The 19,325-nt window shown below is 71.5% G+C and carries 18 protein-coding genes and 1 riboswitch; of the genes, 14 read left to right on the forward strand and 4 right to left on the reverse strand.

Translation table 11 applies throughout. The annotated features are described in order from the left end of the window. Positions 1 to 52 precede the first annotated feature (52 nt). Positions 53 to 1,441, forward strand: coding sequence for an ROK family transcriptional regulator (locus ACZ4Z2_RS29230; protein WP_468080012.1), 1,389 nt, complete (start codon positions 53 to 55; stop codon positions 1,439 to 1,441). A gap of 167 nt (positions 1,442 to 1,608) precedes the next feature. Here ACZ4Z2_RS29230 and ACZ4Z2_RS29235 read toward each other — a convergent pair whose 3' ends face one another. Further along, the gene (locus ACZ4Z2_RS29235; protein WP_468080014.1) at positions 1,609 to 2,367 is read right to left on the reverse strand and encodes an SDR family oxidoreductase; all 759 of its coding nucleotides are present in this window, start codon (positions 2,365 to 2,367) and stop codon (positions 1,609 to 1,611) included. 423 nt (positions 2,368 to 2,790) lie between these two features. Next, a riboswitch (FMN riboswitch) is annotated at positions 2,791 to 2,921 on the forward strand. A 156-nt stretch (positions 2,922 to 3,077) separates the two neighbouring features. Here ACZ4Z2_RS29235 and ACZ4Z2_RS29240 point away from each other — a divergent pair. The 9 genes from ACZ4Z2_RS29240 (at position 3,078) to ACZ4Z2_RS29280 (ending at position 10,564) form a co-directional block, all read left to right on the forward strand. Next, positions 3,078 to 3,680 (forward strand): riboflavin synthase, encoded by a 603-nt coding sequence (locus tag ACZ4Z2_RS29240; RefSeq protein ID WP_468080015.1) that lies wholly within the window; start codon positions 3,078 to 3,080, stop codon positions 3,678 to 3,680. After that, positions 3,677 to 4,309, forward strand: coding sequence for a nicotinamide mononucleotide transporter family protein (locus ACZ4Z2_RS29245; protein WP_468080017.1), 633 nt, complete (start codon positions 3,677 to 3,679; stop codon positions 4,307 to 4,309). Before ACZ4Z2_RS29240 ends, ACZ4Z2_RS29245 begins: the two co-directional genes overlap by 4 nt. Further along, positions 4,306 to 5,595, forward strand: coding sequence for a bifunctional 3,4-dihydroxy-2-butanone-4-phosphate synthase/GTP cyclohydrolase II (locus ACZ4Z2_RS29250; protein WP_468080019.1), 1,290 nt, complete (start codon positions 4,306 to 4,308; stop codon positions 5,593 to 5,595). The genes ACZ4Z2_RS29245 and ACZ4Z2_RS29250 overlap by 4 nt, the downstream gene beginning before the upstream one ends. Before the next feature lie 74 nt (positions 5,596 to 5,669). Beyond that, positions 5,670 to 6,155, forward strand: coding sequence for a 6,7-dimethyl-8-ribityllumazine synthase (gene ribH, locus ACZ4Z2_RS29255; RefSeq protein ID WP_055537205.1), 486 nt, complete (start codon positions 5,670 to 5,672; stop codon positions 6,153 to 6,155). A gap of 34 nt (positions 6,156 to 6,189) precedes the next feature. Continuing rightward, complete coding sequence (locus ACZ4Z2_RS29260) at positions 6,190 to 6,462, forward strand: phosphoribosyl-ATP diphosphatase (protein ID WP_128378439.1); 273 nt, start codon at positions 6,190 to 6,192, stop codon at positions 6,460 to 6,462. Between the two features lie 52 nt (positions 6,463 to 6,514). Next, positions 6,515 to 7,372 (forward strand): ATP phosphoribosyltransferase, encoded by an 858-nt coding sequence (hisG, locus tag ACZ4Z2_RS29265; protein ID WP_468080021.1) that lies wholly within the window; start codon positions 6,515 to 6,517, stop codon positions 7,370 to 7,372. 20 nt (positions 7,373 to 7,392) lie between these two features. Beyond that, on the forward strand, positions 7,393 to 7,848 hold the full coding sequence (locus ACZ4Z2_RS29270) for a PH domain-containing protein (protein WP_468080023.1): 456 nt from the start codon (positions 7,393 to 7,395) through the stop codon (positions 7,846 to 7,848). 287 nt (positions 7,849 to 8,135) lie between these two features. Then, positions 8,136 to 9,479 (forward strand): hemolysin family protein, encoded by a 1,344-nt coding sequence (locus ACZ4Z2_RS29275; protein ID WP_468080025.1) that lies wholly within the window; start codon positions 8,136 to 8,138, stop codon positions 9,477 to 9,479. Continuing rightward, positions 9,476 to 10,564, forward strand: a complete 1,089-nt coding sequence (locus ACZ4Z2_RS29280) for a hemolysin family protein (RefSeq protein WP_468080026.1) — start codon at positions 9,476 to 9,478, stop codon at positions 10,562 to 10,564. Before ACZ4Z2_RS29275 ends, ACZ4Z2_RS29280 begins: the two co-directional genes overlap by 4 nt. A gap of 222 nt (positions 10,565 to 10,786) precedes the next feature. Here the strand turns inward: ACZ4Z2_RS29280 and ACZ4Z2_RS29285 are convergent, their stop codons facing one another. Further along, a complete protein-coding gene (locus tag ACZ4Z2_RS29285; protein ID WP_468080028.1) occupies positions 10,787 to 12,655 on the reverse strand; it encodes an AAA family ATPase in 1,869 nt (622 codons plus the stop codon). A gap of 434 nt (positions 12,656 to 13,089) precedes the next feature. Beyond that, positions 13,090 to 13,743, reverse strand: a complete 654-nt coding sequence (locus ACZ4Z2_RS29290) for a uridine kinase family protein (RefSeq protein ID WP_468080030.1) — start codon at positions 13,741 to 13,743, stop codon at positions 13,090 to 13,092. A gap of 173 nt (positions 13,744 to 13,916) precedes the next feature. On the opposite strand from ACZ4Z2_RS29290, the gene ACZ4Z2_RS29295 reads away from it, so the two are divergent. From ACZ4Z2_RS29295 to ACZ4Z2_RS29305, 3 genes are all read left to right on the forward strand, one after another. Beyond that, positions 13,917 to 15,290: a peptidase C39 family protein gene (locus tag ACZ4Z2_RS29295; protein ID WP_468080031.1), complete on the forward strand. Its 1,374-nt coding sequence runs from the start codon at positions 13,917 to 13,919 to the stop codon at positions 15,288 to 15,290. A gap of 94 nt (positions 15,291 to 15,384) precedes the next feature. Continuing rightward, the gene (locus tag ACZ4Z2_RS29300; RefSeq protein ID WP_468080032.1) at positions 15,385 to 15,528 is read left to right on the forward strand and encodes an SCO1431 family membrane protein; all 144 of its coding nucleotides are present in this window, start codon (positions 15,385 to 15,387) and stop codon (positions 15,526 to 15,528) included. 129 nt (positions 15,529 to 15,657) lie between these two features. Further along, positions 15,658 to 16,317, forward strand: coding sequence for a TetR/AcrR family transcriptional regulator (locus ACZ4Z2_RS29305; RefSeq protein ID WP_468080033.1), 660 nt, complete (start codon positions 15,658 to 15,660; stop codon positions 16,315 to 16,317). 70 nt (positions 16,318 to 16,387) lie between these two features. Here ACZ4Z2_RS29305 and ACZ4Z2_RS29310 read toward each other — a convergent pair whose 3' ends face one another. Next, a complete protein-coding gene (locus ACZ4Z2_RS29310) occupies positions 16,388 to 17,632 on the reverse strand; it encodes a glycoside hydrolase family 18 protein (protein ID WP_468080034.1) in 1,245 nt (414 codons plus the stop codon). Positions 17,633 to 18,050: 418 nt separating this feature from the next. Between ACZ4Z2_RS29310 and ACZ4Z2_RS29315 the strand changes: the two genes are divergently transcribed. Beyond that, a complete protein-coding gene (locus ACZ4Z2_RS29315) occupies positions 18,051 to 19,223 on the forward strand; it encodes an acyl-CoA dehydrogenase family protein (RefSeq protein ID WP_468080036.1) in 1,173 nt (390 codons plus the stop codon). Positions 19,224 to 19,325: the final 102 nt, after the last annotated feature.

The following is a 19,325-nucleotide window of genomic DNA, read 5'->3' on the forward strand; positions in this document are numbered from 1 at the left end:
GGCCGCCCAGGGCCGGCAACCGTACGCGTCGTCGATCTGGGAGGATCCCGGCATGCCCGCATCACCCAGCACCGCCCGGGCCATCAACGACCGGCTCGCCCTGCGGCTGCTGCAGGAGGAAGGGCCGTTGACGGCGGGGCAGTTGAAGCAGCTCACCGGACTGTCCCGGCCCACCGTCGCCGACCTCGTGGAGCGACTGACCGAGGCCGGACTGATCTCGGTCGTGGGGGAGTCGGGCGAGCAGCGGCGCGGCCCGAACGCCCGCCTCTACGGCATCGTCGCCGACCGCGCGCACCTCGCCGCGCTCGACGTGCGCACCGAGGGCGTGACCGTCGTCGTCGCCGATCTGCTCGGAGCGGAACTGGCGCGGGCGTCCGTGCCGATCGCGGACGGCACGGGTACGGGGCCCGCGGTCGAGCAGGCCGTCGGCCTCGTGGAGCGCGCCGCGAAGGAGGCGGGCGCCGACCGGCTGCACACCGTGGGGATCGGCGCCCCCGGGCTCATCGACCCGGTCACCGGCGAACTGCGCGACAGCACCGGGCTGCCCGCTTGGCACCGCCGGCTGGCCGCCGCCCTCGGGGAACGCCTCCCGGCCCGGGTCCTCGTCGAGAACGAGACCAACCTGGCCGCGCTCGCCGAACAGCGCGACGGCGCCGCCCGCGACCGCGACACCTTCGTCCTCCTCTGGCTCGGCCTCGGCACCGGCGCCGCCGTCGTCCTCGACGGCACCCTCCGCCGCGGCGCCTCCGGCGGCACCGGCGAGATCGGCTTCCTCCCGGTCCCGGGCACCGCGACCCTGCCCTCGGCCACCGACTGCGAGGGCGGCTTCCACTCGCTGGGCGGCGCCGCGGCGATCGCGTCCCTGGCGGCCGAGCACGACCTGACGGCCGCACCCGCGAGCCCCGAGCCACACGCCGCGGCCCTGGTGAGGGCGGCCGCGGAAGCGCTGACCGCCGCACCCGACCCCACGGCGGACGAAAGCGCGACCGCACCGGCCGAGGCGGACGCGCCCGAGGCGGACGCGCCCGAGGCGGCAGACGGTGTGGCCGTCGCGACCGGGCGTGTGGTCATGGCGACAGGCGGGACGGGTGCCCGGGCGCCGTCCGCAGGGCCCCCGGCCGATGCCCACGCGGAGCCGGCGACGCGCCCGCCGACCGGCGCGCACGCCCGTTTCCTCGACGCCCTGGCCGATCGTCTCGCCATCGGCGCCGCCTCCGTCGTCGCCGTCCTCGACCCCGGCTGTGTGGTCCTCGGGGGTGAGGTCGGGCAGGCCGGCGGCGAGGTGCTCGCCGCCCGCGTCGAGGCCCGGCTGGCGGCCCTGTCGCCGCTGCCCACCGAGGTCCGCCCGAGCGCCCTCGGCGGCGCCGCCGTCCTGCGCGGGGCCCTCCTCATGGCAAGGGACGCAGCCCAGGACGACCTGTTCGCACCGCCACCTCGCTAGGCCCTGTCGTCACATTCCCACCTACCCCGCGACGCCATGCACGCGCTCTCGACGCACCGGGCCCCGACCCGAGTACGTCCAGTACACGGGTCAGGGCCCGGCACGGCGGGATTCTGACGACAGGGCCGAGGGCCCTCCGTCTCGGCCGCTCGCGTCGAACCCTTCGCTCACCCCGTCCTCCGCTGTCCACCGAAGCGTTCGGCCACGTGCTGCCCGAACGTCCCCTTGCCCACCGCCCTTTCCGGCGCCAGGTGACCCCCGGCCCGGAACCCCGCGTACGCCTTGCCGACCAGGGGCACCGTCAGGAGGGCGCGGCGGCGGCCGGTGGCGGTCAGGTAGACCCGGGCCAGGGAGCCGAGGCTCAGGATCTCGGGGCCGGCCAGGTCGGGGACGCGGCCGGCGGGGGCGGACACGGCCAGTTCGGCCAGCCGGGCGGCGACCTCGGCGACGGCGACAGGCTGGTCGCTCACGCCGGCGGGCACCGGCATCACCGGGGACTTCGACAGGCCCTCGAAGAGGGTCACGAGCAGGTCGTGGAACTGCGTCGCCCGCAGAATCGTCCAGCCGAGCCCCGATTCCTCGACCATCCGCTCGACGGCCAGCTTGCTCCGGTAGTAGCCGAGCGGCACCCGGTCGACGCCCACGATCGAGATGTACACGAGGTGCCCCACCCCCGCCCGCCGTGCCGCGGCGATCAGATGCGCCGCCGCCTTCTCGTCGCCCCCGCGCGGCGAGGACGCGCAGTGCACGACCGTGTCCACCCCCGCCACCGCCGCGTCCGGCCCGCCCCCGCCCGCGAGCAGATCGACGGCGTACGGCTGCGCGCGCCGGCTCAGCACCCGCACCTCGTGCCCGTCGGCCCGCAGCCGCTCGGTGACGAGCCGGCCGAGGACACCGGTCCCGCCGGTCACCAGGATCGCGGTCATGGGTCCCACCCTTCGACGCCGGCTTCCCCCCACGGGAACGCCTCTCGGTACCCATGACCGGACAGCGCCCGCGGAATGTGACATCGGGGAACGGCCCCCCCGGCGGGGGAAAGGGGACCCGGCGGCGGGGCAAGGGCCGTCGTCACCGCCGCCGGGCCGACTGAGGGCGGCCAGCGCGCCTTCGGGACGAGTAACCGCGATCGCCGACCTTAAAAGGACTAGACCAAACTGGTCAATGGTCCGGAGCACCGTCCGACGCGGTTCGACTGGGGCGGAGGGGGCGGGAATTGACTCGTGGTCAGTCAAGGGTGGGTCCAGGCGTCACTCGCCGTGGAAGTCCAGTGACACCTTCTGTGAGCCACCCCACAGTCATCACCCGCATGGGTGCCGATCAGGCGTGGCACACTGGCCCTGTACCAGAAGCAGCGCACTCCGGGGTCGGTGAAAGTCCGAACCGGCGGTTACAGTCCGCGACCCGGTCGCTTCCAGCGGCCGGTTGACCAGGTGAAATTCCTGGACCGACGGTTAAAGTCCGGATGGGAGGCAGTGCGCGGCGGGCGGGCATGCGTGCGCGCCGCCGACTGTTGTCGGCCTGCTCCAGGAGGAGTGGGTCCTTCACACGGCGTCGCCCCCTGTGCCGTTGTCCGCTGATCTCTGTCGTCTTCGACAGCCCCGGAGTCCACGCCCTACGAGGCAGGAGGACCCGGGAAGTGTTCACCGGAATCGTCGAAGAGCTGGGTGAGGTCACCGCCGTCGAGAACCTCGGCGACTCCTCCCGCTTCCGACTGCGTGGCCCCGTCGTCACCCAGGGGGCGAAGCACGGCGACTCCATCGCCGTCAACGGCGTCTGTCTCACGGTCGTGGAGCACGAGGACGACTGGTTCACCGCCGACGTCATGGCGGAGACCCTCGACCGCTCCAGCCTCGGCGCCCTCACCGTCGGCTCCCGCGTCAACCTCGAACGCCCCATGGCCGTCGGCGAACGCCTCGGCGGGCACATCGTGCAGGGCCACGTCGACGGCACCGGCCAGGTCATCGAGCGCAAGCCCTCCGAGAACTGGGAGATCGTCAAGATCTCGCTCCCCGCCGACCTCAGCCGGTACGTCGTCGAGAAGGGCTCCATCACCGTCGACGGCATCAGCCTCACCGTCGTCGAGGCCGGCTCCGACCACTTCACCGTCAGCCTCATCCCCACCACCCTCGACCTGACCACCCTCGGCCGCAAGCAGCCCGGCGACCCGGTCAACCTCGAGGTCGACGTCATCGCCAAGTACGTCGAGCGGCTCCTCGGATCGCAAGGGGCCACGCGATGAACTCGCTGAACTCGGTCGCCTTCACCGTGTTCGACCAGCAGATCCGCTGGTCGGACATGATCGGGAACATCTTCGGCCTGATCGCCCTCGCACTCGGCGCCGTGCGCTCCCTGTGGAACTGGCCCGTGCAGTTCCTCTCCGGGCTCATCCTCTTCGGTGCCTTCGTCGGCCACCTCACCGGCAGCGCCGGCAAGCAGGTCATCGTCATGGCCGTCGCCGCGTACGGCTGGTGGCAGTGGAACCGCACCAAGGGGCAGTCGACGGACGGCGCGATCGCCCCGCGCTTCGCCACCTGGCGCGAGCGCGGCTACCTCATCGCCGGCGCCGTCCTCGGCACCCTCGCCGTCGGCGGACTCTTCACCGCGTTCCCCACCCTGTCCTGGGACCCCTGGCCGGACGCGTACATCTTCACCGGCACCGTCGTCGCCATGTACGCCCAGGCGCGCGGCATGGTCGAGTTCTGGTTCGCCTGGCTGCTGGTCGACCTCGTGGGCGTACCGCTCAACTTCGCCAACGGCTACGCCTTCTCCGGTTTCGTCTACATCATCTACGGCGCGCTCGTCCTGTGGGGCATGCGCGACTGGTGGCTGCGGTCCCGCAAGCCCGCCCTGGAAGGAGCCCCGGCATGACCATGGCGCCGATTCTCTACAGCACCGACGGCATCGAGAACTTCGGGCTCGACCCGGTGGAGCAGGCCATCGCGGACATCGCGGCAGGCCGCCCCGTCGTGGTCGTCGACGACGAGGACCGGGAGAACGAGGGAGACCTCGTCATCGCCGCCGAGAAGGCCACCCCGGAGATCGTCGCCTTCATGATGAGCGAATGCCGGGGCATGATCTGCGCCCCCATGGAGGGCGACGAACTGGACCGGCTCGAACTGCCGCAGATGGTGCAGCAGAACACCGAGTCCATGCGCACCGCCTTCACCGTCACCGTCGACGCCGCCCCCGAGCACGGAGTGACCACCGGCATCTCCGCCGCCGACCGCTCCACCACGCTCCAGCTGCTGGCGAGCGGCACCGCCCGGCCCACCGACTTCGTCCGCCCCGGCCACATCTTCCCGCTGCGCGCCCGCACCGGCGGCGTCCTCGTACGCAACGGCCACACCGAGGCCGCCGTCGACCTCGCCCGCCTCGCGGGCCTGCGCCCGGCCGGCGCGATCGTCGAGATCGCCGGCGAGGACGGCCGCATGCTGCGCCTGCCCGAGCTGATCCCCTTCGCGCGCAAGCACGGCCTGACGATCATCTCCATCGAGGACCTGATCGCCTACCGCCGCTCCTCCGAGCCCACCGTCAAGCGTGAGGCGAAGACCCAGCTGCCCACCGCCTTCGGTGACTTCACCGCCTACGGCTACCGTTCCCCCGTCGACGGCGTCGAGCACGTCGCCCTCGTCCACGGCGAGATCGGCGACGGCGAGGACGTCCTCGTCCGCGTCCACTCCGAATGCCTCACCGGCGACGTCTTCCACTCCCTGCGCTGCGACTGCGGCCCCCAGCTGGAGACCTCCCTCGAACGCATCGCCGCCGAGGGCCGGGGGGTCGTCGTCTACCTGCGCGGCCACGAGGGACGCGGCATCGGCCTGCTGTCCAAGCTGCGCGCCTACGAACTCCAGGAACGCGGCCGCGACACCCTCGACGCCAACCTCGAACTGGGCCTGCCCGCCGACGCCCGGGACTACGGCGCCGGCGCCCAGATCCTCCGCGACCTCGGCGTCCGCGGCCTGCGGCTGCTGACCAACAACCCCGAGAAGACCGACGCCCTCGTCCGGCACGGCCTCACGGTCACCGGCCGCGAGCCGATGCCCGTCCGCGCGGGCGAGCACAACCTCCGCTACCTGCGCACCAAGCGGGACCGGATGGGCCACGACCTGCCCTGGCTGGACACGGCCACCGTGACCACCTGCGGCGAGCAGTAACAAGCCGGACCACAAGAACCACCAGAACCACAGCACGACCGTCTCGTACCGAGATTCAGGAACCAAGGAGCAACGTGAGCGGCAAGGGCGCACCCGAACTGTCCGTCAGCAACGTCGGCGACCTGCGCGTCGCGGTCATCGCGGCCCAGTGGCACGAGAAGGTGATGGACGGCCTCGTCGACGGCGCCCTGCGCGCCCTGCACGACCTGGGCATCGACGAGCCGACCCTCCTGCGCGTCCCCGGCAGCTGGGAGCTCCCGGTCGTCGCCAAGGTCCTCGCCGGCCGCGGCTACGACGCCATCGTCGCCCTCGGCGTCGTCATCCGCGGCGGCACCCCCCACTTCGAGTACGTGTGCCAGGGCGTCACCCAGGGCCTCACCCAGGTCTCCGTCGACACCGGGGTCCCCGTCGGCTTCGGCGTACTGACCTGCGACACCGAGGAGCAGGCCCTGGACCGCGCCGGCATCGAGGGCTCCAACGAGGACAAGGGGCACGAGGCGGTGACCGCGGCCGTGGCGACCGCGGCCACGCTCCGCTCAGTATCTGAACCCTGGCGCTGAGGCAGGCCCGTGACGGCGTAGTGTGGGGCCCACCATGTCCAAGAAGACGTTCGAGGAGCTCTTCACCGAGCTCCAGCACAAGGCTGCCAACGGCGACCCCGCCACCTCCCGCACCGCCGAACTGGTCGGGAAGGGCGTCCATGCCATCGGCAAGAAGGTCGTCGAAGAGGCCGCCGAGGTCTGGATGGCCGCCGAGTACGAGGGCAAGGAAGCGGCCGCCGAGGAGATCTCGCAGCTGCTGTACCACGTCCAGGTGATGATGGTCGCCCGCGGCATCACCCTGGACGACGTGTACGCCCACCTCTGAGCCGTACCCCGCACACCCCTCCGCACCCACGAGAACGAAGGAAGCCCGCCTCATGCTGCGCATCGCCGTCCCCAACAAGGGTTCCCTGTCCGGCCCTGCGGGGGAGATGCTGCATGAGGCCGGCTACCTCCAGCGCCGGGAGTCCAAGGAACTGCGGATCGTGGACCCGGAGAACGAGGTCGAGTTCTTCTACCTCCGCCCCCGCGACATCGCGATCTACGTCTCCTCCGGCCGCCTCGACATCGGCATCACCGGCCGTGACCTGCTGATCGACTCCGGCGCCAACGCCGAGGAGATCCTGCCGCTCGGCTTCGCCCGCTCCACCTTCCGCTTCGCCGCCAAGCCGGGCACGGCGGGCGGCATCGCGGACCTCAAGGGCAAGACGGTCGCCACCTCGTACGAGGGGATCGTCGCGGGGCACCTCGCCGACCACGGCATCGACGCCTCCGTCGTCCACCTCGACGGCGCCGTCGAGACGGCCATCGAACTGGGTGTCGCCGAGGTCATCGCCGACGTCGTCGAGACCGGGACCTCCCTGCGCAACGCGGGCCTGGAGGTCTTCGGCGAGCCCATCATGAAGTCCGAGGCTGTCGTCATCCGCCGCGTCGACGCCGACACCTCCTCGGAGAACGAGCCCAAGGTCCAGCAGTTCCTGCGCCGCCTCCAGGGCGTCCTCGTGGCCCGCACCTACGTGATGATGGACTACGACTGCCGCGTCGAGCAGTTGGAGAAGGCCGTCGCCCTCACCCCCGGCCTGGAGTCGCCGACCGTCTCGCCGCTGCACAACGAGGGCTGGGTCGCCGTACGCGCCATGGTCCCGGCCAAGGAGGCCCAGCGGATCATGGACGACCTGTACGACATCGGCGCCCGGGCCATCCTGACCACCGCCATCCACGCCTGCCGCCTCTGAGTTCCGGGGAGTCGTACGCGATGTCGGATCTGCCCGCCCTGCCGGTCACCTTCCGGCCGGGGCGCACCCGGGCCGTCCTGCTGACCGCCGCCGCCGCGATCTTCGTGGTCATCACGGTGGTCGCCATGCTGCTGCCGACGCTCGGCCCGGGGGAGCGGCTCAGCTTCGTCTTCACGGCGGCCCTGCTCGCCGGGGTGCTGTGCCTGCTCTCCCGGCCCAAGGTGGTCGCCGACGAGTCCGGCGTGACCGTCGTCAACATCGCCGGCCGGCGCCGGCTCGGCTGGGCGGAGATCGTCCAGGTCAACCTGCGGGTCGGCGACCCCTGGGTCTTCCTCGACCTCACCGACGGCACCAGCCTGCCCGCGCTCGGCATCCAGCCCGGCATCGCCAAGCAGCACGCCATCGACGACGCCCGCACCCTCAGCGCGCTGGTCGAGGCCCGCTCCGCCACCGGGCCCGAGCAGTCCCGGGGCTGACACCGAGTGACCTCCGGCTGACAGGGAGCGCACCGGGGGCGACTCCGAGCCGGATCAGGACCCGCCCCGGGCAAGATCCGGGCCGACTCAGGGTGGTCGCCCCTGCCGTACCGGCCCATGTCTTGATTAATCTGTTGGCGGAGGCGTTTTCGTTGCGCCTCCGCCACTGTTGTGCCACCGGGTACGCCAGTGGCCCCCTGCTACTTCGAGGAGTGACTCCTTCCAGCGATGGACGGATCGTCCTGTAGTACCTGCGCCGCCCCCTCCCGACATATCGAGGTGGCGGCATGACCATCCCTCTGCTGCTGCTCGCAGCCGCCTTCCTGCTGATCCTCGCCAACGGCTTCTTCGTGGCCGCCGAGTTCGGCCTCGTGACGGTCGAGCGACCGGACGCCGAGAAGGCCGCGGCCGACGGCGACCGCCGGGCCCACAAGGTGGTGGACGCGCTGAAGGAGCTGTCCTTCCAGCTCTCCGGCACCCAGCTCGGCATCACCATCACGTCCCTCGTCGTCGGCATGCTCGCCGAACCGGCGCTGGCGGAACTGCTGCACGGCCCGTTCACCGCGATCGGCATCCCCGAGGGCGCGGTCTCCGGTGTCTCCGTCGTCGTCGGCATGCTGCTGGCCTCCGCCGTGCAGATGGTGATCGGCGAACTGGTGCCCAAGAACTGGGCGGTGTCGAGGCCGATGCAGGTCGCCCGCTTCGTCGCGGGCCCCCAGCATGTCTTCTCCCGTCTGTTCCGCCCGGTCATCGCCAGCCTCAACGCGGTCGCGAACCGGCTCGTCCGCGCCCTGGGCGTCGAACCGGCCGAGGAACTGGCCTCCGCCCGCACCCCCGACGAACTGGTCTCCCTGGCCCGCCACTCCGCGCAGGCCGGCGCCCTGGAACAGGACACGGCCGACCTCTTCGTCCGGACGCTGTCCCTCGGCGAGCTGACCGCGGAGAACGTGATGACTCCGCGCGTGAAGGTCAGCGCCCTGCAGTCCTCGGCCACCGCCGAGGACGTGGTCAACCTGACCCGCGCCACCGGTCTGTCCCGCTTCCCCGTCTACCGGGAACGGATCGACGAGATCGTCGGCATGGTCCACCTCAAGGACGCCCTCGCCGTCCCCGCCCACAACCGGCTGCACACCCCGGTCGGCCATATCGCCAAGGCCCCGCTGCTCGTGCCCGAGACGCTGCCCGTGCAGCCGCTCCTGGCCCGGCTGCGCAGCGAACAGCCCATCGCCGTCGTCGTCGACGAGTACGGCGGCACGGCCGGCGTGGTGACCCTGGAGGACATCGTCGAGGAACTGGTCGGCGAGGTGCGCGACGAACACGACGGGCAGGACCTGCCCGAACTCGCCGTGGCCCCGCCCGAGGACGGGCGCCCCGCCTGGGACGTCGACGGCAGCTGCCGGGTCGACGTCCTCCAGCGCATAGGCCTCGACGTCCCCGAGGGCCCCTACGAGACGGTCGCGGGCCTCGTCGCGGACCTGCTCGGCCGGATCCCCGCGCCGGGCGACAAGGCGGAGCTGCCCGGCTGGCGGCTGGCGGTGCGCCAGGTCGGGCACTACCGCGCCGAACGAGTGCGCCTCGTGCGCACCGCCACCGCCACCGAATCCCTCACCATGGCGGAGGCGGCCCGATGAGCCTGCTCCAACTCCTGTTCGCCCTGCTCCTCGTGCTCGCCAACGGGTTCTTCGTCGGCGCCGAGTTCGCCCTGGTCTCGGTCCGCCGCAGCCAGATCGAACCGCTCGGCACGGCACGGGCCCGGCAGGTCCTCCACGGCCTGGAGAACCTGCCGCGGATGATGGCGGCGGCCCAGTTCGGCATCACGATCTGCTCGCTGACGCTCGGCGCGGTCGCGGAACCGACCGTGGCGAAGCTGCTGGAGCCGGTGTTCGAGGCGATCCATCTGCCGCACGGCATGATCCACCCGCTGGGATATGTCATCGCGCTGGCCGTGGTGGTCTTCCTGCACCTCGTGATCGGCGAGATGCTGCCGAAGAACCTGGCGATGGCGGCGCCCGAGAAGACGGCGCTGTGGCTGAGCCCCGGCCTCGTGGCCTTCGCGCGCGTCTGCGGACCGGTCACGGTGGGCCTCGGCGCCTGCGCCCGCGTCATCCTGAAGCTGTTCAGCGTCGAGCCCAAGGACGAGGTGGAGGCGGTCTTCACCAGCGTCCAGCTCGGCCGGCTGGTCGAGGACTCGGGCCAGGCGGGACTGCTGGACCCCGAGGAGCAGGAACGCCTGGAGGACGCGCTGGAGCTGGGCTCCCGCCCGGTCACGGACGTCCTGCTCAAACGGGACTCGCTGGTGACGGTGGGCCCCTCGGTCACCCCCGCCCAGGTGGTGGCCCTGACGGCTCGCACCGGCTACTCCCGCTTCCCGGTGGTCGCGGAGACCGGCGCGTTCATGGGCCGCTACCTCCACGTCAAGGACGTCCTGGACGTGGAGGACTCCGACCGGGCCGTCCCCCAGCAGGTCTGGCGCCCCATGACCACGCTCCGCTCGGAGCTCCCGCTGGACGACGCGCTCACCGTCATGCGCCGCGCGGCCACGCACCTCGCGCAGGTCGTCGACGCGTCCGGCAAGGTACTCGGCCTGGTCGCCCTGGAGGACGTCCTCGAACTCCTCGTCGGCGAGGTCCGCGACCCGGCCCACCGTCAGGCTCCGCCGGTACGCCTGGCAGAACCGAGGACGACGGGATCCCCGGAGAACGTCCTGGCGAGCTGAGGGCAGAGCGCGGGTGCGGGTGCGTTGTGGTTTCTCGCGCAGTTCCCCGCGCCCCTGAAAAGCGACCGGGGCTGCGCCCCGTGCTTTTCAGGATGAAGTGCGGGCCGCAGGCCCGTTCCCTTCAGGGGCGCGGGGAACTGCGCGACCAGCCCCCCACGCACCCGCACCCGCCAACGAACCGCGCGCCCCCGAGCTACTAGGCACCCCAGCCCGCCCCGGAGGTCACCGGCCTGAAGGATCCTGCGGCCCCCGCCCCGACAAGACCTCCCCGTACGCCTGCATGAGATCCGGCAACCGCAACGTCGACAGGTCGTCCCGCGTCGGCACACTCGGATACCCCGACAACCGAAGATCCCGGTACGCGCAGCTCTTCTCGTACAGCGTCCGCAGGAACCGCCCGTTGCCCAGCTCGTCGATCCACCCCTGCTCGACGACATGCCCGGCGATCGAGCGCAGCTCCTCCAGCGCCTCCTCGTCCCACACGTCCCCGTTCTCCGCGGCGAGCACCTCACCGATCGCGGTGAGCTCCAGCGGCCGGTACGAGGGGAAGTCGACCCGCGTCGTGAACCGCGACGACAGTCCGGGGTTCGCGGCGAGCAGCCGGTCCATCCCCTCCGGGTACCCCGCGAGGATCACCACGAGATGGTCCCGGTTGTCCTCGGCCCGCTTCAGCAGCACCTGGAGCGCCTCGTCGCCGTACGCGTCGCCCTTGCCGTACCCGGAGTTGGACAACGAGTACGCCTCGTCGACGAACAGCACGCCGCCGATCGCCGAGTCGATCAGCTCGTTGGCCTTCACGGCGGTCTGGCCCAGGTACTCGCCGACGAGGTCCGCCCGCTGGGCCTCCACGAGGTGGTCGCCGCCCAGCAGTCCGAGTGCGTAGAAGACCCGGCCCAGTATTCGGGCGACGGTCGTCTTGCCCGTCCCGGACGGCCCGGAGAAGACGAAGTGACGCTTGGGGGGCTGCACGGGCAACCCCTGGCCGGCCCGCAACCGCGCCATGTTCAGCTGCGCGGACAACGCCTTGACCTGCCGCTTCACCGGCTCCAGCCCGACCATCCGCTCCAGCTCGGCGAGTGCCTCCTCCAGCAGCTCGGGATCGGTCGGCCCGGCCGGCAGCGGATCCACCCGCACCACGGACTTCTGCCGTACGAACGTGTCGCCCGCCTCGGGCGGCAGCCCGCCCGGCGGCACCGGGTCCGGGTCGGAGACCTTCAGGTCCCGACCGTCGGTGTCGAAGAGCGGGTCGAGACCGTCGCCCCCGTCGAGCGTGTCCTGCCCGATCCCGGCGAGCGCGATCGCCGCGAGGTCGGCCGCGTCGTCGTACCCGTCTCCCTCGGCGATGGCCGCGAGCCGCGCGGAGGTGTCCATGAAGGCCGGGTCGACCCGGTGCACGGCCCGGTACAGCGGCAGGGCGGCGGCGCTGCGCCCGGTGCCCTCGTGCGCCCGGGCCAGCCAGTACCGCAGTTCCTTGCGCTGCGGCTGCTCGCTGCGACAGCGCATCAGCGCCGCGGACAGCAGCGGCTCGGCCTGGCCGTACGTCTCCAGCCGGACCCGGGCCATCCCGCCGAAGAGGCCCGCCTCGATCCCGAGCAGGGGATCGTCGAGCAGGGGGTCGGTGTGCCGGACCAACTGCTCCCAGTCCTTGACGAGGTAGGCGCGGCATGCGTGCAGAAAGCGCACCTGGGAGTCGGCGTCCACCGGCGGCAGCCCCGCGAGGGCCCGGTCCAGTTCGGGGACGTGCCGTCCGTCCAGCCAGTGCGACGCATGGGCGAGGAGCAGGTCACGCGGGGTCTCCAGGACCGGCTGGACCCACCAGCCGAGCCAGTACCAGGAGTTGAGGGTGCGCCGATGGCGGGCGCGCTGCTCCCCGAAGCGCTCCCGGTGCCGGAACATCCGCAGGAGGGCGGTCGTCGTGTCCACCCGCAGTGCGTGCAGCCCCAGCCAGCCGTCGGCCATGCCCGGATCCATCCGCACCGCCGCGCGGAACTCCTCCTCCGCCTGCGGATACGCGCCCATGGTGTAGGCGTCCACGCCTCGCAGCCAGGCGAGGTCGGCCGGAGCCTCGGGGCCCCGCGAGCCGAAGTCCATCACGTCCCCCACAAACCGTGCCCCCGTGTGGAAACCGTACGGGCCGGTGCCCGTCGGCAGCCTTCTCGAACCGCTGTGCCGCGGACGGGAGTTGCGTGGTCACGTTGCCGCAACCGTCCGAAGGTCGCACCCAGGGCATCGTACCCGCGGGTCGGGCGCCCATCGAAGGGTGCCGCAGGGCTCGAATTGCGAGGTGGGAGCGGACGGGGCGCATAGCGCACGGTGACCGAGGGTGAAGGAATCGTGCTCCGCGGGGGCCCGGAACGCCGGATCAGGGCAGAACGAAGCCCCCGATCACGGGGGAACAACCGGGGGCTTCGCGTAGAGGGGCGGCTCTCATAGTCCGCACATTGAGAACGTAAGACCTGTACGGCCCCCCGGTCAAGCCGAGTTGAAGCACTCGGGGAACTTCTCCGGCAAGGCTCTTCACAAGTTCAGCACATTGCCGATGGGTCGTCACCCTGAGTGATGTCGGGCCTCGAACGTGCAGCTGTCCCGGGTCCCGCCAGCATCTCGTATCCCGTCCTTCCCCCGCGAACCAGAAGATCCGCGAAGGGCCGGGACGGGTCCGAGGCGAAGTGCCGGCGTTCCGCCCGGACCCATCCGGCCCAGAACTCACTCTGCTCCGCCCCGTCCCGCTGCCGCCCCCGCGCCCATGCCTCCTCGTCGGGCAGCTCCATCCACACCAGGCCCGCCAGATACGGCCGCAGCGCCCGGCGGCCCGCGCCGACCCCCTCGACGACGATCACGGGCTCCGGCGGCAGGGTGACGGCGGGGCCGAAGGCCCGCTCCCGCCAGTCGTACGGGGCGTAGCGCGCGGTTCCGCCGGTCCGCAGCGGTTCGACCACCTGGTCCAGCAGTCGACCGGTCCACGCGAACAGCTCCTCGTGGGTGGCGATGTCGTCCAGATGGAGCACCGGGGCGCCCCCCAGCGCGCGGGACAGCCGGCCGGCGAACGTGGTCTTCCCGGAGCCCGCGTGTCCGTCGACCCCGATCAGCCGGACCGGACCGCAGGAGGGCGGCAGCCCTCGCAGCCGGTCGGCCAGGTCGCGGACGGCGGGGTCCTCGGGGGTGGGGGAGGTGCGCATGGGGCGATTGAACACCGGGACGGGCGATACCGGAACGTGCCAGTGGTATCGACCAATATTGGAGGGCGTGGCGCGACGCGAGGTGCTGGCAGAAGTCCCCGTCCGGCGTCCATAGTTGGCGAACAGTCGTGCGTCTGAACTGTCTTTCCCGGACCACTGGGGGTCACCCGCCCATGTCGAGACTTTCCGAGCCGTCCCGCAGGACCGTCCTGACCGCAGCCGTCGCCACCGCCGCCGCGGCGGTCGGCGCGGCCGCCGTCCCGGCCACCGCCGCACCGCCGGTCCGCACCGAGGCCCCGGCGCGCGCGCCGGAGCGCCTCGTCGACCACCGCGGCTGGACGTCGTACGCCGACTGGTGCGGCGGCAGCGCCGAGGGCACCCGGGCGAAGGCGGGGAAGCGGCCCGGGCTGGTGATCGGCTCACCGGCCGGCATCACCGACTACACCGACCCGCACACCGGCCGCACGGCCACCTGGGAGTACGCGACCTGGACGTCGCCCGAGCACCGGCTCGCCGTGCCCGCCACCGAGGTCATCCCCTCCTGGAACGCGCACACCCCGGACGGCACCTGGATCCAGATCGAGCTGCGGGGCACCTACTCCGACGGCACCGACACGCCCTGGTACGTCATGGGGCGGTGGGCGGCGGGCGACCAGGACATCCGGCGGACCTCCGTCGACGGCCAGAAGGACGGCAGGAGCAGCGTCTGGACGGACACCTTCGCCATCGACGACCCGGCCACGGGCCTGCGCCTGGCCTCCTACCGGCTGCGTCTCACCCTCCACCGCACGCCCGGCACCCGTCTGACCCCCATGGTCTGGCGGGTCGGCGCCATGGGCTCCGACATCCCCGACCGCTTCACCGTCCCGGCCTCCACGCCCGGGCTCGCCCGTGAACTGGACGTCCCGCGCTACTCGCAGGAGACCCACAAGGGCCAGTACCCGGAGTACGACAACGGCGGCGAGGCATGGTGCAGCCCCACCTCCTCCCAGATGATCATCGAGTACTGGGGGCGGAAGCCCAGCGCCGAGGACCTGGCCTGGGTCAATCCGGAGTACGCGGACCCCCAGGTGTGCCACGCCGCCCGGTTCACCTACGACTACGCCTACGAGGGCTGCGGCAACTGGCCCTTCAACGCCGCGTACGCCGCCACCTACCGCGACCTCCAGGGTGTGGTGACCCGGCTGGGCTCGCTCACGGACCTGGAGAAGCTGATCGCGGCGGGCATCCCGGTGATCACCTCCCAGTCGTTCCTCGCCACCGAGCTGACCGGGGCGGGCTACGGCACGCCCGGCCACCTGATGACCGTGATCGGCTTCACCGCCGACGGGGACGTCGTCGCCAACGACCCGAACTCCCCGACCAACGAGGCGGTGCGCCGCGTCTACCGGCGGCGCGAGTGGGAGAACATCTGGCTGCGGACCAAGCGGTACAACGCCTCCGGCAAGGTCGTCTCCGGCACCGGCGGTGTCTGCTACCTCTACTTCCCGGCGCGGCCCACCGCCCGCCAGCGCGCGGCGCTCGCGGCGGTCGGGGTGCGTGTGTGACCAAGCTCTCGGCCGCGACCGCCCCGGCCGGTGGCAAGGTGGACGGACGGTAGGGGGGAAGTCCACCGCACAGCGATCACACCAGCGAGCTGCCATGACCGCGACCTCTGCCACCGCCGGCGTCCGTACCCGCACGGGCGGCCCCCAGGACGACGGCCCCGAGATCGTCGAACACATCATGGGCTGGACCCTCGTCGTGGTCGTCGCGATGCTGGTGGCTCAGCTGGGTCTGCTGTGACCCGCCCCCCTGCCGATCCCGAGGCCTGATCCACCGCCCGACCCTGTCGATTCGGAGTCGAACAAGCTGGTGGTGCGGGTCTGCCATACTGCGGGTTGTCCCGCTGGCAGTTGGAGACCAGGACCGAAATTGAATAGCAGTCAACAGCGTGGGATCGAACGTCCGCGGGCCCGGGGCACCGACCGATCCCTAGCGCGCCGCGCCGAACTCATCTCCATCGGGCGCAAGTTGTTCGCCGACACGTCGTACGACACGCTGTCGATGGACGACATCGCGAAGCAGGCGCATGTGGCCAAGGGACTGATCTACTACTACTTCAAGTCCAAGCGCGGCTACTACCTCGCGATCGTCGAGGACTCGGTGGCCGATCTCATCACCCACGCGGCCAGCGGTCTCCAACTGCCCCCGGTGGAGCGGGTGCAGCGCACCATCGACTGCTATCTGCGCTACGCCCAGGACAACCAGGCCGCCTACCGCACGATCGTCAGCGGAGGCGTCGGCTTCGACACCCAGGTGCACGCCATCCGCGACGGTGTCCGCGAGGCCATCGTCGCCACCATCGCCGAGGGCGCCTACGGCAGGAGCGACATAGCCCCCGTGGTCCGCATGGGCCTGTTCGGCTGGGTCTGCGGGGTCGAGGGCGCCACCCTCGACTGGATCGACCGCCCGACGCTGGACCGCGACACGATGCGCGAGCTGCTGGTCAAGATGCTGGGCGGGGCGCTGCGCGCCATCGAGGAGATCGACCCCGCCTACGCCGCCCCGGCGCCCGCCCGCCGCGACGGCTGACCCGCCGGACCCCGAGGACGGGGCGGAGGCCCCTGTCGGCCCTCCGCCCCCGGGTTCGGCGCCGTGGAGGTCACCTGATCGCCCTGATCAGCTCACCGTCCGGGGTGTCTCCGCTGAGCTCCCAGAAGAAGGTGCCGCCGAGCCCCTGTGCCTTCCTGTACTTCATCTTCCCCTTGATCGTCGCCGGGGTGTCGTAGCTCCACCACTCGTCCCCGCACGTGGCGTAGGCGGTGCCGCCCACCCTGCCGTTCGCCGGGCACCTGGCCTTGAGCACCTTGTAGTCCTCGTAGCCCGCCTCGTAGGTGCCCGGGGCGGGGCCGGTGGCGGTGCCGCCGGGCGTCGATGCGGTGACCCCCCTCCAGCCCCGCCCGTAGAAGCCGAGGCCGAGCAGCAGCTTGGAGGACGGGATGCCGAGGCTCTTGAGCTTGGCGATGGTCGACGCGGTGTTGAAGACCGGGTTCGCGATGCCGGGGTACGGATACAGCGGCGAGTGCGGGGCGGTGGTCGCGTCCCAGGCGCCGAAGTAGTCGTACGTCATCGGGTTGTACCAGTCGACGTACTTCGCGGCGCCCGCGTAGTCGGCCGCGTCGATCCTGCCGCCCTTCGAGGCGTCGGCCGTGATCGCGGCGGTGACCAGCTCCTTCTTGCCGAATCGTGTGCGCAGCGCCGCCATCAGCTCCGCGAAGGACTCCCTGCCGCTGGTGTCGCAGGTCAGGCCGCAGGCGTTGGGGTACTCCCAGTCGATGTCGATGCCGTCGAAGACATCCTTCCACCTGGAGTTCTCGACGAGGTCGTAGCAGGAGTCCGCGAACGTCTCGGGGTCCTTCGCGGCCTCGCCGAAGCCGCCGGACCAGGTCCAGCCGCCGAACGACCAGACGATCTTGAGGTTCGGGTGGAGCTTCTTGAGCTTGCGGAGCTGGTTGAAGCTGCCGCTCAGGGGCTGGTCGGCGGTGTCCGCGACGCCGTCCACGGACTCCTCGGCGGAGAACGGCTTGTCCGTGTCGGCCCAGGGGTCGCCGAGTGCGCACTTGCCGTCGACGACGTTGCCGAAGGCGTAGTTGATGTGGGTGAGCCGGTCCGCCGAACCGGATGTCTCGATGTTCTTGACGTAGTACTGGCGGCCGTAGATGCCCCAGTCGATGAAGTATCCGACGACCTTGGAGCGGAAGGCGGCCTGCCGAGCGGCCGCACCGGCCGTCGTTCCACCGGCGGACGCGGGCCCCGCGCCGGCCAGGAGCCCCGCGCCGAGGGCGGCGCAACACGCGGTGGAGATCAGCGCCCGGGATCGGGTGCGGGGGCGGGACGGTCCGAGCATGGGGTCTCCTCGTGAGGGAGCGGGGAGCGGGGAGCGGGGAGCGGGGAACGGGGAGCGAGCGGGGAGGTATGCCGACCTGCGGGTGCCGCGCAGGCGCCGCCCTCGCGCCGTCGACGGGGGCCCCGGCTTGGCATGGACGCGCCGGCGCGTTCCCGGAACAGTAGGAGGACTAGACCAATGGGTCAATGGTTTGGACCACCTGACTTGCGCGGATCGCGCGTCGGCGTTTCTTTTAATTAGCGGTCGTTAACTGGTGACTCGGTGCCGCCGATCGGGCATACTCCAAGCGCCACAGCCGCTGACCAGCACACTTCCGAGATCCGGAGGGGCAGCATCGGCCGCGGCCGTAAGACCCGGCGGAGCCACCCCATCCCTGGTGTGCGCCGCCGCAGTGCCCGACAGGGAGGAGAGCGTCGCCATGCCCGACCGCGCCCCGCAGCCGGTGGACCGTCAACTGCCCACGGAAGAGGCCCGGGATCTGATCTCGCTCGTCCGTGAGATCGCGCAGCGGGAGATCGCCCCGTACGCGGCCGAGGAGGAGGACGCCGGTCGCTTCCCCCGCGAACTCTTCGGCCTGCTCTCGGAGTCGGGACTTCTCGGCCTGCCCTACGACTCCGAGCACGGCGGCGGCGACCAGCCGTACGAGGTCTATCTGCAGGTCCTGGAGGAGCTGGCCGCGGCCCGCCTCACCGTCGGCCTCGGGGTGAGCGTCCACTCCCTCGCCTGCCACGCGCTCGCCACGTACGGCACCAAGGAGCAGCAGGTCGAGCACCTCCCGGCGATGCTCGGCGGCGGTCTGCTCGGCGCCTACTGCCTCTCCGAGCCCTCCTCCGGTTCGGACGCCGCGTCGCTGCGGACGAAGGCCGTACGCGACGGCGACGACTGGGTGATCACCGGTACCAAGGCCTGGATCACACACGGCGGGATCGCCGACTTCTACACGGTCATGGCCCGTACGGGCGGGGCGGGCGCACGCGGCATCACGGCCTTCCTGGTGCCCGGCGACGCCGAGGGCCTGAGCGCGGCGGCGCCCGAGAAGAAGATGGGCATGAAGGGCTCACCCACCGCGCAGGTCCACTTCGACGGGGTGCGGGTCCCCGACAGCCGGCGCATCGGCGAGGAGGGTCAGGGCTTCGCCATCGCCCTCGCCGCGCTCGACTCCGGGCGGCTCGGCATCGCGGCGTGCGCCATCGGCGTGGCCCAGGCGGCACTGGACGAGGCGGTCGCCTACGCCACGTCGCGGCAGCAGTTCGGGCGTCCGATCGCGGACTTCCAGGGGCTGCGCTTCATGCTCGCCGACATGGCGACCCGGATAGAGGCGGGCCGGGCCCTGTATCTCTCCGCCGCCCGGCTGCGGGACGCGGGCCGGCCGTTCTCCAAGCAGGCGGCCATGGCGAAGCTGCTCTGCACGGACAACGCGATGAAGGTGACCACGGACGCCGTCCAGATCCTCGGCGGGTACGGCTACACGGCCGACTTCCCGGCCGAGCGGTACATGCGCGAGGCCAAGGTGCTCCAGATCGTCGAGGGCACCAATCAGATCCAGCGCATGGTCATCGCCCGTCACCTCGCGGGTCCCGAGTCACGCTGAACGAATTGACGAAACCGGCGGACGAGACGTCGAAGGGGCCGTGGAACCCGAGGGCCGAGCTGCCGTAGGAGCTGCTCGTGGCGAACGGGTCCGCGGCGGCAC

The sequence above is a fragment of the Streptomyces sp. NPDC030183 genome, assembly GCF_055573455.1.

Coding starts and splice junctions, on each gene's coding strand:
- ACZ4Z2_RS29230 (WP_468080012.1), top strand. CDS start 53: ATGCCCGCATCACCCAGCACCGCCCGGGCCATCAACGACCGGCTCGCC.
- ACZ4Z2_RS29235 (WP_468080014.1), bottom strand. CDS start 2,367: ATGACCGCGATCCTGGTGACCGGCGGGACCGGTGTCCTCGGCCGGCTC.
- ACZ4Z2_RS29245 (WP_468080017.1), top strand. CDS start 3,677: ATGAACTCGCTGAACTCGGTCGCCTTCACCGTGTTCGACCAGCAGATC.
- ACZ4Z2_RS29250 (WP_468080019.1), top strand. CDS start 4,306: ATGACCATGGCGCCGATTCTCTACAGCACCGACGGCATCGAGAACTTC.
- ACZ4Z2_RS29260 (WP_128378439.1), top strand. CDS start 6,190: ATGTCCAAGAAGACGTTCGAGGAGCTCTTCACCGAGCTCCAGCACAAG.
- hisG (WP_468080021.1), top strand. CDS start 6,515: ATGCTGCGCATCGCCGTCCCCAACAAGGGTTCCCTGTCCGGCCCTGCG.
- ACZ4Z2_RS29270 (WP_468080023.1), top strand. CDS start 7,393: ATGTCGGATCTGCCCGCCCTGCCGGTCACCTTCCGGCCGGGGCGCACC.
- ACZ4Z2_RS29275 (WP_468080025.1), top strand. CDS start 8,136: ATGACCATCCCTCTGCTGCTGCTCGCAGCCGCCTTCCTGCTGATCCTC.
- ACZ4Z2_RS29280 (WP_468080026.1), top strand. CDS start 9,476: ATGAGCCTGCTCCAACTCCTGTTCGCCCTGCTCCTCGTGCTCGCCAAC.
- ACZ4Z2_RS29285 (WP_468080028.1), bottom strand. CDS start 12,655: ATGGACTTCGGCTCGCGGGGCCCCGAGGCTCCGGCCGACCTCGCCTGG.
- ACZ4Z2_RS29290 (WP_468080030.1), bottom strand. CDS start 13,743: ATGCGCACCTCCCCCACCCCCGAGGACCCCGCCGTCCGCGACCTGGCC.
- ACZ4Z2_RS29295 (WP_468080031.1), top strand. CDS start 13,917: ATGTCGAGACTTTCCGAGCCGTCCCGCAGGACCGTCCTGACCGCAGCC.
- ACZ4Z2_RS29300 (WP_468080032.1), top strand. CDS start 15,385: ATGACCGCGACCTCTGCCACCGCCGGCGTCCGTACCCGCACGGGCGGC.
- ACZ4Z2_RS29310 (WP_468080034.1), bottom strand. CDS start 17,632: ATGCTCGGACCGTCCCGCCCCCGCACCCGATCCCGGGCGCTGATCTCC.
- ACZ4Z2_RS29315 (WP_468080036.1), top strand. CDS start 18,051: ATGCCCGACCGCGCCCCGCAGCCGGTGGACCGTCAACTGCCCACGGAA.